The organism is Tolypothrix sp. PCC 7601 (assembly GCF_025677855.1).
GTDB classification, from domain to species: domain Bacteria; phylum Cyanobacteriota; class Cyanobacteriia; order Cyanobacteriales; family Nostocaceae; genus Aulosira; species Aulosira diplosiphon.
On sequence record NZ_CP064879.1, the window covers coordinates 3,145,488 to 3,159,379 of the forward strand.

11 protein-coding genes are annotated in these 13,892 nt (G+C 38.7%); 5 read left to right on the forward strand and 6 right to left on the reverse strand.

What is annotated here, in order from left to right:
- Positions 1–129 precede the first annotated feature (129 nt).
- The 4 genes from HG267_RS13175 to HG267_RS13190 all read right to left on the reverse strand — a co-directional run bounded on the left by HG267_RS13175 (position 130) and on the right by HG267_RS13190 (position 2,567).
- Positions 130–531 carry a fasciclin domain-containing protein gene (locus HG267_RS13175; protein WP_045869371.1) on the reverse strand — a complete coding sequence of 134 codons (402 nt, stop codon included), beginning with the start codon at positions 529–531 and terminating at the stop codon, positions 130–132.
- Positions 532–966: 435 nt separating this feature from the next.
- On the reverse strand, positions 967–1,788 hold the full coding sequence (gene pstB, locus HG267_RS13180) for a phosphate ABC transporter ATP-binding protein PstB (RefSeq protein WP_045869372.1): 822 nt from the start codon (positions 1,786–1,788) through the stop codon (positions 967–969).
- A 223-nt stretch (positions 1,789–2,011) separates the two neighbouring features.
- A complete protein-coding gene (locus HG267_RS13185) occupies positions 2,012–2,218 on the reverse strand; it encodes a hypothetical protein (protein WP_263420051.1) in 207 nt (68 codons plus the stop codon).
- Positions 2,219–2,432: 214 nt separating this feature from the next.
- A complete protein-coding gene (locus HG267_RS13190; protein WP_304412424.1) occupies positions 2,433–2,567 on the reverse strand; it encodes a hypothetical protein in 135 nt (44 codons plus the stop codon).
- Between the two features lie 6 nt (positions 2,568–2,573).
- Here HG267_RS13190 and HG267_RS13195 point away from each other — a divergent pair, with 6 nt between their 5' ends.
- Positions 2,574–6,776, forward strand: a complete 4,203-nt coding sequence (locus HG267_RS13195; protein ID WP_045869373.1) for a non-ribosomal peptide synthetase — start codon at positions 2,574–2,576, stop codon at positions 6,774–6,776.
- Between the two features lie 99 nt (positions 6,777–6,875).
- A protein-coding gene (locus HG267_RS13200) for a transposase (RefSeq protein ID WP_228045388.1) occupies positions 6,876–8,392 on the forward strand; the annotation gives its coding sequence in 2 pieces (ribosomal slippage) (positions 6,876–7,767 and positions 7,767–8,392; 1,518 coding nt in all).
- On the opposite strand, the gene HG267_RS13205 is transcribed toward HG267_RS13200, so the two are convergent.
- Positions 8,367–9,206, reverse strand: a complete 840-nt coding sequence (locus HG267_RS13205) for a TIM barrel protein (protein ID WP_045869374.1) — start codon at positions 9,204–9,206, stop codon at positions 8,367–8,369. The genes HG267_RS13200 and HG267_RS13205 overlap by 26 nt on opposite strands.
- Positions 9,203–9,904, reverse strand: a complete 702-nt coding sequence (locus HG267_RS13210) for a hypothetical protein (RefSeq protein WP_045869375.1) — start codon at positions 9,902–9,904, stop codon at positions 9,203–9,205. Before HG267_RS13210 ends, HG267_RS13205 begins: the two co-directional genes overlap by 4 nt.
- A gap of 592 nt (positions 9,905–10,496) precedes the next feature.
- On the opposite strand from HG267_RS13210, the gene HG267_RS13215 reads away from it, so the two are divergent.
- From HG267_RS13215 to HG267_RS13225, 3 genes are all read left to right on the forward strand, one after another.
- A complete protein-coding gene (locus HG267_RS13215; protein ID WP_045869376.1) occupies positions 10,497–11,252 on the forward strand; it encodes a fatty acid desaturase in 756 nt (251 codons plus the stop codon).
- A 1,025-nt stretch (positions 11,253–12,277) separates the two neighbouring features.
- Complete coding sequence (locus HG267_RS13220) at positions 12,278–13,162, forward strand: GIY-YIG nuclease family protein (RefSeq protein ID WP_210403075.1); 885 nt, start codon at positions 12,278–12,280, stop codon at positions 13,160–13,162.
- Positions 13,163–13,364: 202 nt separating this feature from the next.
- Positions 13,365–13,775, forward strand: coding sequence for a hypothetical protein (locus HG267_RS13225; protein ID WP_045869378.1), 411 nt, complete (start codon positions 13,365–13,367; stop codon positions 13,773–13,775).
- Positions 13,776–13,892 lie beyond the last annotated feature (117 nt).

Genomic DNA, 13,892 nt, shown 5'->3' on the forward strand with positions numbered 1-13,892 from the left:
GATAAATTTAGATTTTATCTGTGTGCGACTCATGTCAATTTTGGTTTAATTCAGATTTTGATCAGAAGTCTGATACATCTGGGTGGTTGTGATGTATCGACTAAAAGTAATTACTATCTCAGCAATTACTTATGCAGGCATTAAAACTGTGTCGATGATGTGAATTACACCATTATCAGCAGCAACATCTGGTGTTGTAACTGTGGCATTATTTATCTTGACACCTTTAGAAGCGTCAATTTTCACATCTTCCCCTTCAACGGTTTTAGCTGATTTCAGCTTCACCACATCCGCCGCTAGCACCTTGCCAGAAACGACATGATAAGTCAAGATTTTTTTCAGTTTGGGAATGTCCTTAAGTAATGCATCTACTGTACCTGCGGGAAGTTTAGCAAACGCTTCATCAGTAGGTGCAAAAACGGTGAATGGGCCAATACCTTTGAGAGTATCTACCAGACCAGCAGCCTTAACAGCAGCAACTAAAGTACTGAAAGAACCAGCCTTAACAGCGGTATCTACAATGTCAGCCATGTGATTTACCCTAGATTTTTTGTCATCTCTTAACAATATTAAGTATGACAGGCTGTTGTTTCAAATCATGTTTCAGAAAACGTTGCAATAGCGTATAAGTTGTCTAATTTAGACTAAAAAATAAATGTTATGGTGATAATTTTAAAGAGATTAACTAAAATTATTTTTTCAGTAATGTAATAGTATCGATACTAAAAAATAACCATGATAACTCAGCAAAATGACTACAATAAATTAGCATAAATAAATCTACTATTAGTAATAGTTTATCAAAAAAGTATTACCTTTGAATAAATTATTGCTCAATTATCTATGTCTATAGATGAATCCATTTGCCAAAATTATGAGCTTATAAAAATTTTGCCAGTTTTTGCTACAATTCTCCAGATATCAATGTGGAGCTTATCAGGTAGCTTAGGCTCCCAAAACCCAAATTTAACCAAATCTACCACTGACGTAATCTTTTGTGGCTTCCTGCTGAGGATGATTAAAAATCACGTTTGTTGAGTCGTACTCTACCAAGTAGCCAGTAATATCTCTTGTTTGGGTAGTGCTAACGTTGAAAAAAGCTGTTTTGTCAGAGACTCGTGCCGCTTGTTGCATATTGTGAGTAACAATGACAATGGTATATTGCTGTTTGAGTTCGTGAATCAATTCTTCAACCCGCAAAGTAGATAGGGGGTCAAGAGCAGAACAAGGTTCATCCATAAGTATAACTTCTGGTTGTCCAGCGATCGCTCGCGCAATACACAACCGTTGTTGTTGACCACCAGATAAGGCTAAAGCACTTTGTCGCAGTCTGTCTTTAACTTCATCCCATAAAGCTGATTGCCGTAGACTCCGTTCTACCAATTCATCCATGTTATCTTTGTAGCCACAAACTCTGGCTCCAAAAGCAACATTGTCATAAATTGATTTAGGAAATGGGTTTGCTTTTTGAAACACCATCCCAATCCGACGACGCACCTCTACAGCATCAATTTCTGGTGCATACAAATTTTTACCGTAAAAATAAACTTTACCTTCGGCTCGAAATGACTTGATGAGGTCGTTGAGACGGTTATAGCATCGTAGCAATGTACTTTTACCACAACCAGAAGGGCCAATAAAAGCTGTAACCTGATTTTTGGAAATATTTAGGCAAATATTCTGCAACGCGAGAAACTTCCCGTAATAAACGTTAAGATTTTCTGCGCGTAAAACGGTTTCAGTATCAATTACTGTACTAGTATTAGTAGCCGTAAAATTGTTTAGCATTAGTTTGATTCGTCACTTTATATGAACTAAGTGCCAGGTAAATTACGCAGATATGTTGGTAAATGGTGGCGATCGCCCAATACTTACAGACTTAGTAAGGCCACTTCCAGTAAGGATTTCAGTCATAGATTCTGAATCCTACTCATCTATTTTTGGTTAAAGAATCGCTGAACACGCGATGTTTCTTCATAACTAAAAGAATGCGATCGCATCTTTTTACCTCTCATCGTTTCGCCTGCGGATAAAACAAATATGTCACCCACTCACTCAGTGGGTTTTCATGTTCTGCCAAAGAGTTATTGCCTTGACAACTAAATGTCACAAAGTAATATAGTTGTTCTTGCGTGTGGACAAACTTACCGTATTCTATCTGCCGAGTTATTTCCACAGAGGTAGCCTGACCTAACGGAGGGAGGGGTGAAAGTTGCAAGCTCAAACTTGTTGAAAATTTGAACTCTTACCAGCATAAAAATTTTTCTACTACTCTGGACATAGATTGACTACGGATGCCACCTATAAAATAGAGGATACTGCTCAGTTTTCATACGCGACGGAGAGGAAATGTATCGCCAGGACAACTATCTCTATTTTGAGCAGGCATTTAAGAAGTTTTCATTGCCAAAATCTTCAACAGCCATTGCTTGTTAAACGGGCATCACTAATAACCGATTTCCTGGTTTGACAACCATTAATTCTTCATAGCTCAACTCCTCTTGGAGCGTTGACAACAAGATGAACTGAGAAAAAGTTTCCCAAATTCCACCACAACTGTTTGCCATTCACTTATGAGCCAATATATTCTCAGTAGTCTCACAGATGATGAAGAACTCAATTTTTCTCAAGAAGCAGAGGTTTTCGTTTTTCCCACTTCTTTCGCCCAGCAGCGATTGTGGTTTCTCGACCAATTAGCACCGGGTAATCCATTTTACAACGTGTCAACAGCGCTTCGCCTGAAAGGTTCCCTCAACTTCACAGCCTTAAGGCAGACATTCAACGAAATTGTACGTCGCCACGAAATCTTACGCACTAGGTTTGTTATGGTAGACCAGCAACCAGTGCAGGTGATTGCACCCAGCTTAACCATATCTTTTCCCCTAATAGATCTACGCAATTTCAAAAGCCAAGAACGTGAGACACAAGTGCGGCGAATCGCAACCCAAGAGGCTAAATATCCTTTCAATCTCACCACCGGGCCATTGCTGCGAGTAAAGCTACTTCAACTAAATGAAGCAGAATATGTACTGCTGCTAAATCTACATCACATTGTTGCTGATGGCTGGTCAATTGGAGTACTAATTAAAGAACTGGGGGTATTATACAAAGCCTTTGCAGATGATGAGGGATGTCTAATCGCAAGCCCTTTTGCTGGGCGAACAGGTGACGCTTCTAACAACTCCCTGTCTACGCCCCTGCCAGAACTACCCATTCAATATGCAGATTTCGCCCAATGGCAACGGGAGTGGCTGCAAGGAGTGGGAGCAAACAGCACCTCCCCTCTACAAACCCAGTTAGCTTATTGGCAAAAGCAATTAGATGGGCTTTCAGTGCTGAATCTCCCCACCGACCGACTAAGACCAGCAGTTCCTAGCTACAGGGGTGCAAAACAATTTCTAGAGCTACCACAGTCCTTAACTCAAGCGCTAGAGGCACTTAGCTACCAAGAAGGTGTGACCTTGTTCATGACTCTGCTGGCTGCGTTTCAGACTTTGCTCTATCGCTACACCCAGCAAGAGGATATTGCAGTAGGTTCACCTATTGCTAATCGTAACCGTAGCGAACTAGAAGGGTTGATTGGTTTTTTTGTCAATAGTTTAGTGCTACGTACCGATTTATCAGGGAACCCGACGTTTCGAGAATTATTAAATCGAGTACGAGAGGTAACTTTGGGAGGATATGCCCATCAGGATTTGCCCTTTGAAAAGTTGGTGGAGGAACTTCACCCAGAGCGAGATTTAAGCCACCATCCCTTATTTCAGGTTGTATTTAGCCTGCAAAATACTCCCATTGAAGCGCTAGAGTTACCTGGGTTAAAGCTTTCGCTATTCGAGTTTGACAGCAAAACTGCAAAGTTTGATTTAGAGTTCCATCTGTGGCAAGATTTGGAAACTCTGAAAGGACAAGTGGTGTATAGCACCGATTTATTTGATCAAAACACCATTACGCGAATGGTGGGACATTTCCAAACACTGTTAGAAAGTATTGTCGTCAATTCAAAACAGCGTCTTTCAGATTTGCCTTTGCTTACTGAAGGAGAACAACAACAGCTATTAATTGATTGGAACAACACTCAGAAAAGTTACCCGCATAACAAGTGTTTTCATCAGTTGTTTGAAGCACAGGTAGAGCAAACTCCCGATGCGATCGTGCTAGTATTTGGTGATGAACAACTTAGCTACAAACAGTTAAATATACGCAGCAACCAAGTTGCACATTATCTTCAAAAAATTGGTGTAGAAGCTGAATCTTTAGTTGGCATTTGTGTAGAGCGATCGCTAGAGATGATAATCGGGCTATTAGGCATCCTCAAAGCTGGTGGAGCATACCTACCTTTAGATACGAGCCTACCTCAAGAGCGTCTTAACTTCATGCTAGAAGATGCACAAGTTTCAGTAGTACTCACACAAGAAAAGTTGCTCAAGCATTTTCAGGAATTCTCGAAGCCAATTATTTGTATAGATAAAGATTGGACAGCTATTACACAAAACAGCCAAGAAAATCCAACCAATTGTGTAACATTTGAAAACTTAGCTTATGTCATCTACACCTCTGGCACTACTGGGAAGCCTAAAGGAGTTTTAATTGAACATTGGGGATTGTCTAATTTAGTAGAAGCTCAGATTGAGACTTTCAACTTGCAATCGAGTAACCGCATTTTGCAATTTGCATCATTGAGTTTCGATGCTTCAATTTTTGAGATTGCTATGGCACTACGAACAGGAGCAACTCTTTATTTAGCAAATAAAGAATCCCTTCTACCCGGACAACCTTTGCTCCAACTATTGCGCGAAAAAGCTATTACTCATGTCATCCTTCCACCTGCGGTATTAGCAGTCTTACCTACAGAATCACTTTCTACATTGCAAACTATTATTTGTGCAGGTGAATCCTGTACCGATGATATAGTAAAACGTTGGTGGAGTTCTAGCCGGAGGTTTTTTAACGCTTACGGCCCTACTGAAGCAACTGTTTGGTCAACCGTTGCAGAAATTAAATCTGTGAATGAAAAACCTCCCATTGGTCGCCCTATTAATAACATTAAAATTTATATATTAGATAATCATTTACAACCTCTACCAATTGGAATTACGGGCGAATTATATATTGATGGTGATGGACTAGCACGAGGCTACCTTAACCATCCTGAATTGACAGCCCAAAAATTTATTCCCAATCCTTTTAATCAGCAAAATGGAGCGCGACTTTATAAGACAGGCGATTTAGCTCGGTATCGAGTAGACGGTAATATTGAATTTTTAGGTCGCATTGATAATCAAGTAAAAATTCGCGGCTTTCGCATTGAATTATCAGAAATTGAAACAGTACTAAGTCAACATCAAAATGTCCAAAAAGCGGTAGTAATTGCTCAAGAGAATGTATCTGGTGATAAGTACTTAATAGGTTATATTGTTCCCAATGTAAAGACACAAAATATTGCGTCTCTACTACGCAACTTTTTAAAAGAAAAATTACCAGAATACATGGTGCCAAAAGCTTTTGTAATGCTGGATTATATACCATTAACAGCTAATGGCAAAGTAGATATTTATGCACTAACAGCACTAGACACTCCAAACTACTCAAGAGATGAAGCTTTTATCGCTCCTCGTACTCCAACTGAGTCAACTTTGGCAAAAATCTGGGCTGAAATCCTTAACATTGAGGATGTAGGTATACATGACAACTTCTTCGATTTAGGAGGAAATTCACTACTAACTGTACATTGTTTACAACAGATAAATAAACAGTTTGAGCTGGAATTGCCACTATCTACTTTATTTTTAAATCCCACAATTGAAAGTTTAGCAACTTCTCTATCTTCAAAAACAGATTTTATCCCTTCGTCTCCCTTGGTTTCGATTCAACCGACTGGTTCAAATCCACCTTTCTTCTGTGTTCATCCAATTTTTGGCGTTGTCTTTCCTTATTACGAATTAGCTCATCATCTAGGGAAGAATCAACCATTTTATGGGTTACAATCCATTGGCATTGATGGAGAAACTCCACTAACTCGCATTGAGGATATGGCTACCCACTACATTGAAGCATTGCGCTCAGTACAGCCGAAAGGCCCTTATTTTTTGGGAGGTTGGTCTTTCGGAGGTTGGGTTGCTTTTGAGATGGCTCAACAACTACAAAAGTCTGGGGAAGAAGTAGCTCTACTTGCTGTGCTTGACACTGTAGCACCAATTAAGGACAATATACCTTCTTTAAGTAATAGTTTTAAGTTTCTTTTGACTACAGTAATACGATATATATGGCCTTTTTTTCTAGATTATTTGTGTTTAATTACTGCTCCTGGGAAAAACAGAATCAACAGTTTAATTTCTCGGTTTCCTAATTTTAATCAGTTTGTGCAATTACTCCAAAGAAATCTGTTCTCGCACTTCATTCTCAAAGAGGATGCAACAGACAACCTTATATCTAAAGAATCCCAGTTAAGACTTTTAAGCGAGTTAGCAGTTCCCTCTATACTTCGTGTTTTCTATGCTAATAGTCAAGCAGTTCTCAACTATGTTCCGCAAGTCTACCCTAAGCAAATTCATTTTTTCAGAACACAAGTTCAGTCAACCATTGCCGAGAAAGAGCCGAGTATGGGTTGGAATCAGCTAGCCGCAGAAGGAACGGAAATTCATCATATTCCTGGAAATCACCTAACTATGCTGAGAAAACCTCATATCCAGGTTCTCGCCGCACAAATAAAAGCTAGTGTGGTAAAACTTACTAGAGAGGAGTGGAAATCCTGTAATCTTGACCTTGTAGCGAAATAATGGTGCAGAAACTTGGCAAGAAAAAGTCTAAAACCAGAGGCAACATCTTTTGAAGTACTCGATTGTGTTCAAAAAAAATGCCCCTCATGCTGTCAAGCAATGTGGAATGAATACAATAATCCTCGACATATAAGAACGCTCAATGGGGTAGTAGAACTACAGCTAAAAATTCGTCGATGTCAAAATAAGTCATGTCTGCGGTATAAAAAAGCATATCGACCAGAAAAAGAAGGGTCACTCGCTCTACCACAGAACGAATTTGGTTTGGATGTGATTGCTTATATAGGAGCGTTACGCTACCAGGAACATAGAAGTGTTCCTCAAATACACACTCACCTTGAATTAAAGGGTATATGTATCAGTCAACGAACGGTTACGCACCTAATAGACAGATATGACGAGTTACTTTCTTTATGGCTAAAAGACCATAAAAGGTTAAAAGCAATCGTGGCTAATCAAGGACGGGTGATATTAGCAATTGATGGGATGCAGCCAGAAATTGGACATGAGGTATTATGGGTAATTCGAGATTGCTTATCTGGAGAAATTTTACTTGCTAAAACCTTATTATCATCAAGAAATGAAGATTTAGTGGCGTTATTATTAGAAGTAACTAATACCTTAAATGTACCAATTGATGGCGTTGTTAGTGATGGACAACAATCAATTCGTAAAGCTGTTAGGGTAGCATTACCTAGTATCGCTCATGGTTTGTGTCATTATCATTACCTGAAGGAAGCAATTAAACCCATATATGAGGCGGATAGACATGCAAAAAAGGAATTGAAAAAAAAAGTTAGAGGATTACGAGACATTGAACGTAGTATTACCAATGAAACTCAGGAAATGGCAACTATTATTGAAGATTATTGTTCGGCAGTGCGTAGTTCTATAACCAATGATGGTCATCCACCGTTAGAAGCATCTGGATTAAAGTTACAAGAAAATTTGACATTGATAGAGCAAAGCTTAGAGCGGATGGAAAAAAAAGTGCTTTACCACCACCCTTAGTTAACCTAAAACACCTTCTAGCCAAGGGATTATCTACGACTGCATCTTTATTTGCACCTGTGAGGGTTGCATATGAATGGGTTGATAAAGCTAGTAATATTCTCAACAATAAAATAGCTCTTGATGCTGATGGAGTCAAACAAAGTTATCAGCAACTGTTAACAGAAATGTCCCAACAAAAGCAGAAAGCTGGTACGCTGAACACTGCAATCGATAACTTTATAAAAACCACCCATAGCTACTGGTCTGGACTTTTTCATTGTTATGAAATTGAAGATTTTCCTAGAACTAATAATGACTTAGAACATGCTTTTGGTATACTACGTCATCATCAACGTCGTTGTACCGGTCGTAAGGTTGCCCCTTCATCCCTCGTTATTCGTGGTTCTGTCAAACTTGCTTGCGCGTTCGGCTTTGCCGTTGCCGAAGGCATCGCAACTTCGCTTCATTCTTTTACCGCATCTGATTTAGCACAAGTTGATATTCATACTTGGCTCGAATTACGCTCTCAACTGCAAAAACACCACAAAGCCAGAATTGAACAATATCGATTTCGCAGAGACCCCAAGGGTTACTTAGCTAATTTAGAGAGTCGTCTTCTCTAGTAAGTTTTACCACACTAGGTTTAATCAGTATTAATTTGGTGACACGCTCGTATTCCTGTTGTACTACTGATATAGGCAATCGATTTAATCGGCTCTCTAATACCAAAGGAACTTCATCTGGAAATTGAGTAATCTGCGGTAACCACCAAGTATCATCTGTAATCCGGGAGTGTATATCTTGTCTGCCGTCATTATTTGAAATGTGAATTTCTAACAGTCTTTCTAGTGGGAGTCCCAACCATTGATTCAGTACTAGTGAACTTTTATCATGCCAAATGTTGAGATGCGCTAAGTCAATAACTATCTTAATTTGTGGGGTATCTTGGCAAAATTGGGTAACTTCGTCAGCATTATCCAAAAGGTTCTGGGTAGCGCTGATACCAAGTGTGGGATACATTGTTTCCACACCCAGAACAATACCTCGCGTCAGGCAAAGCTGGTGAAGACAATGAATATTTTCTACAAATGTTGTGTATGCTTGGATGCGTTCAGTGGTTTTGGAAAAACTTCCTCCATGCACTGAATAAGCTGTGATACCTATACTGGCCAAGTAATCTGTCAGTCGCTTAAAATAATCCCAATTTTGGGGTTGGGCTAGATTGAAAGGATAGTGGCGATCGCCCCAAACAAAGGCATGGTGTGCTCGATAGAGCATTCCCAGTTTTCCAAAGTCGAAAATTGCTTGTGCAGCATCAGCATCAGGTTTAGGCCCAATTGCTAGTTCAGTATGCAGGACTCCTGCATTCCAAAATACTGTTAAGGCTTCACGGGTTGACACTCCACCATAAGCTGACAAACTCAGATACAACTTCATTGTTCTTGTGTTGCTGATGAATATTCAAAAATTGCAGTTCTAGGTTTTAAAGCAAATACTTTGCTGGAATATCCTACTAAAACACTTATCTCTTGAGCTAATTGCTTTTTTTGTTCTTTTGGATATGGCATATTTGTGAGTAAATCTTCAACTTCACTCCAAATATAGTAGTCAATTTGCTCTTTTATAGAAGTTTCTGTACGGTCGTTCACGTTATAGATGCGTTTATAAAGTATTTCCATCAAATGCTCGACAGAACCAAATCTTAAAGACAGAGTATAGCTGTACCCAATATAGTTCCGTTCGTCATCATAACCATCAAGGTCTTCTTGAATCTGGTAGTTGCTCAAACCTATCGGTAGTTCGAGCGTTGCTAATAACCAAGTAGTTGGATCTTCTGCAATACTAAATTCAGATTTGCGCGTATACCAATTATGACTTTGTGTCTGTTTTAACTCTTGCACAAATGTTCTGAATTCTGGCGTTGGCAACAAGCAGCGAGCATCAGTAGCCAGAGCATTAAAGATGTTTTGAAGTTCTATTGCTTGTGCATCAACCAACGTCTGCTCTGCGGCACGAAGTTCTTGCATTCTTGTTGTTACTAGCTGTTGCAATTGTGCAATATGTGGGTCAAATTGTCTGGCATGATTTTGCACTAACTCTTCATAACTCGAAAATAGAGAATGAGAATCTGTCATGTCTATTGCAGGGAAGAAACTAGTGGTAAGCAGCTATTAGTGCTTTTGTACTAATATACCATTAATCGTGGAATAGCCAGATGGTTTTTTGAAAGCATTGATGATTTGAGCGAACTTCTGGCGATCGCTGTGTTGGGAAACTCTCACTACTATCTGCGGGCTGTCCCAGCCAGAAATTGAAACAGTAGCAACTACCTTGGCACATCAAAGAGTGTGGTCTTTGGCTAGGAAATGAGAAAGGAGCAACATGCAAATGGTGTCGAGCACATAAAAAGCATCGCTACTGTATTTTGATGAACTCCATAGATGCACAAAAGATTGGATGAGCCCAACAACATCACGTCACAGTACAGAGCGATGCCAAGTAACTAGAGAAAGTGGAGGTGATTGACGGTGCTGTGCGTCAAGGCGCGGCGTTGATGTTTTATCCACGAGGGAGCAACTATATTTAGCTGACTTATGTTGCCATTGCCAGTGATAAAAAATGCTTTATTCAGGCTTTGGAGATTGAAGCCCAATATAAAATCAAAAAGCGTAACTGAATTTCATAAATGCAATGCTCAAAAACTCCAATAAGTGTCCAAATGAGTATATGGTTACAGATAATGATGCCAATCATTATCTGTGCCATTGCACTATAGCTGCTCTTATCCTAGTAGGAGCTTACGGTTTATTTGTAGCAGACTTGATTTCAAGTTGGATTTTATTTTTGATTGTTGCCATTACGCTACCTCGTTGGATTATTAGTGTTCATGAACTGCTTCATATTAAAACCGACAAACAAATAAATAAGATAATTAGATGTTTAGGTATTAGTCCTATACCCCTTTCAATTTTGACATTAAGCTATTCACAAATCCGTGATATTCATTTAGCTCATCATCGTAGCCCGGCAACAGAGTCTGATCCAGATGCTTACCATATTCGAGGGAATTTTTTTGTGGTGGTTTTAAATGCCTTAAGTGCGCCAGAACAGAGTTTTGTGCGTTCGCTGCAAGTAAATGGATTTAATCATCAACTAGGACTAGACTTGCTGATCAAACTTTTAATTTTAGTCATATTAATCTTGTTAAATGCTAAAAAATTATTTGTATTTTGGTTATTTCTGCGAATTGTGTATACATTAGGAGATATAGTATTCTTTCGTCTTGTGCATCATCAACAAGGAAAATACGGAACATTTAGGATTTCAATCCCTAGTATTCTCGAAACTTGGGGAGAGCGAATTTTTGGGCAAACTGTGATTCAAGCAACAATCAATCACGATGTACATCATCACAATCCTGGTATTGCTGCACGTCATTTGGCAATGGCAAGACCCTACATGATAATTTCTTCTAATAATTAAAATCAATGCTTATCCTTGACTAATAGATAATTACTGGAGACTTCTAAAACTTCTTTCTCAAGTTATAATTCACACCTGATGAAAATTTTAGCTAGTAAAATTGTATTGTTGTGAAGCGCAGAATTACCCGATCGCATTAAGTTTCAATCCCGTTGCCAGGATTCGTAAAGTTTCAAGCAATAGAAACCTGAAAACTTCTAGTAGCCTCTTGTTGTTTCAATCCCGTTGTCGGGATTCGCTAAGTTTCAAGTAAATGTAATCAGAAAAATAGCTAAAGCTGATAATAGGTTTCAATCCCGTTGCCGGAATTCGCTAAGTTTCAAGTTCCAGCACCCCATCACCAACAGCCACATACTTTTTATACTTAAAAAGCCCTGATAAAAATCCAGGGCTTACTTTTGTATGCGGTTTATTAAATGCCAGCTAGAAAATTTTTGCCAGCGCTTTTCTATACAGTTAATCATCCCTGAATCGATTACTTAAAGATAGTGGGGAAACTACCCATTGTTTACCCATGTTTCTCTGGGTATTTATTTAATAAAGTCTTAAGATTTGTAGATATCTGGGCTAAACACCAAAATGGCTTGATTAGCAAGCACTGATGTTGAGGTACAGATGAACCAGAACAGTTGTCTACTTCAAGGGGCTGGAATGCTTCAGTGATTCAGCCAGATTGATAATCACTCTAGCTGTTGCAGTTTTTTTGTACATCGTTGTTACTTGCTGTGAATGTTTCTATTTTCATACTGCTTGTGCAACCAATTTAGTGAAGATAAATCCCGCCGTGTCGCGTTTCATACCCGCTCTTAGCACGGAGTACGGCGCTACGCGCCTGCTCCTCAGGGGCTTTCACGCTCTCGCTAAGCTTCTGGTAATTTTGAATAAATTGCATTATTGATGTATTTAAAATTCATAAATAATAGGAATAATAAAAATGTCTGTCTACAATATCAATACCTATTAATATTTTAGTGTTACAAGACTTTAGCAATCTACCTTACTTAAATTTAATAGATAAACAGAAGTTGCCTGAATATTCTGCAATTTATTTTGCTGTTGCGTCTGGACAAGTCCTTTATATTGGACAAGCAGTAAATCTTAGAAATCGTTGGCAAAATCATCATCGTTTACCACAATTAGAAGCAATTAATCGTCGATGCCAAGTCAAGCTATTTTGGTTAAATTGCTTACAAAATGAGCTTAATGAACTAGAACGCCAATATATCCAGTTTTATTGCCCAACTTTAAATCAAACTAAAGTACCTCAAAAAAACTTGTCGCCCAGTTTTCAGATGCTAACACTGTCGCTCAAAAAATTAAACGAGCGAGTGCTAGTTTTTGGAATATGCCCTGCTAGTGAAAAACTGCCACTCAAAACATTAGTTATAGGTTATCTGGCTAATTATACAGAAACTCGGCTGGCAACAACATTAGTTCGTAAGAGTTTGCAAGCTGTGAATAGAAAACCCAATAGTTTATTTAGATGGATTGAGTACGATCGGCTTAGAAATGGCGCTCGTTGGTTAACAAGGTGTAATGGTATTGAAACAAGGCTAATTCCTTGGTTTCAAGAACGCATCATGCACAACCCTAGTATGTACAGCGTCATGGAAGAGAAACGTTTTGGAGTTTGGTCTTCAATTCCTTTAGATGAATATGAAAAAATGAGACAAGATGTAAAAGCGATGTCTTTTACTGAAAGATTAGAATTAGCTAGAAACTCAGAAATTGGCTGGAAATTATTTCCCTTGGAGTGTGGTTCACAATTGAGAGTTGTCAGTGGTGTCAAGATTCTCTGCCTTACTAGTGAACAGCTAGAAATATTAGTGGATAAGCATCCATACATACAAGAACAGCATCCAGGTATATGTGCTATTGATGAAGATCCAGTACCTAAGCTATTGTTTTAAATTTTTATATTATTGACTAAATTGCAATCATTGCCACAAGAAAATCTTATTCCTATATTCACATTCTAGAACAATCAATAGGTCTAAGTCCTAGCAGCAATCTCCTTAAAGAAGCTCTATATGATAATTCTGATTAAAAATATTCTCATGGTAGATTTTTAACAGTGCTGTTTGCTTGTCCCACCACACTAATATCCACAATATGAACATCAATCGATTACAAGAACTCAAGCAAAAACTGACTCATGAGGCAGACTTATCTAATATCTGGTTATTTTATATGGATCATTTTGCAGATCATCCGCAATTTACTGATATGGGTGAGCCTACCCATAATGAATATCTACATAGTGTTATCCGCAAGACTTGTCACCAAATGTTTGGCAGGGAAACAAAAATTACTGACTTTTTATCGATTTATATTGCAAAGTATCATTTTTTTCATGGGCCTTTCCAAGCTGAACGGCGTATTGGAGGTGTAATTTATTTTGAGGATATAAAAATTGGGTTAATTGCAGTGTCGGCAGATTATCCTCCTACCGATGCGGTTAAGTATTCACGTTTTTCTGAAGTGCTTCAATTGCCGACACTTAATGGCAACGAGCTCAATTGAGATGAGGGGAACGCAAAGGAACTCTCCAGAAATGCGAGTGCATTCATGAACTATTTATCCAAGAATCTCGGGGATTACTCATATTTTATGCAAAACTCAGAATACTGCGAGCGCGAT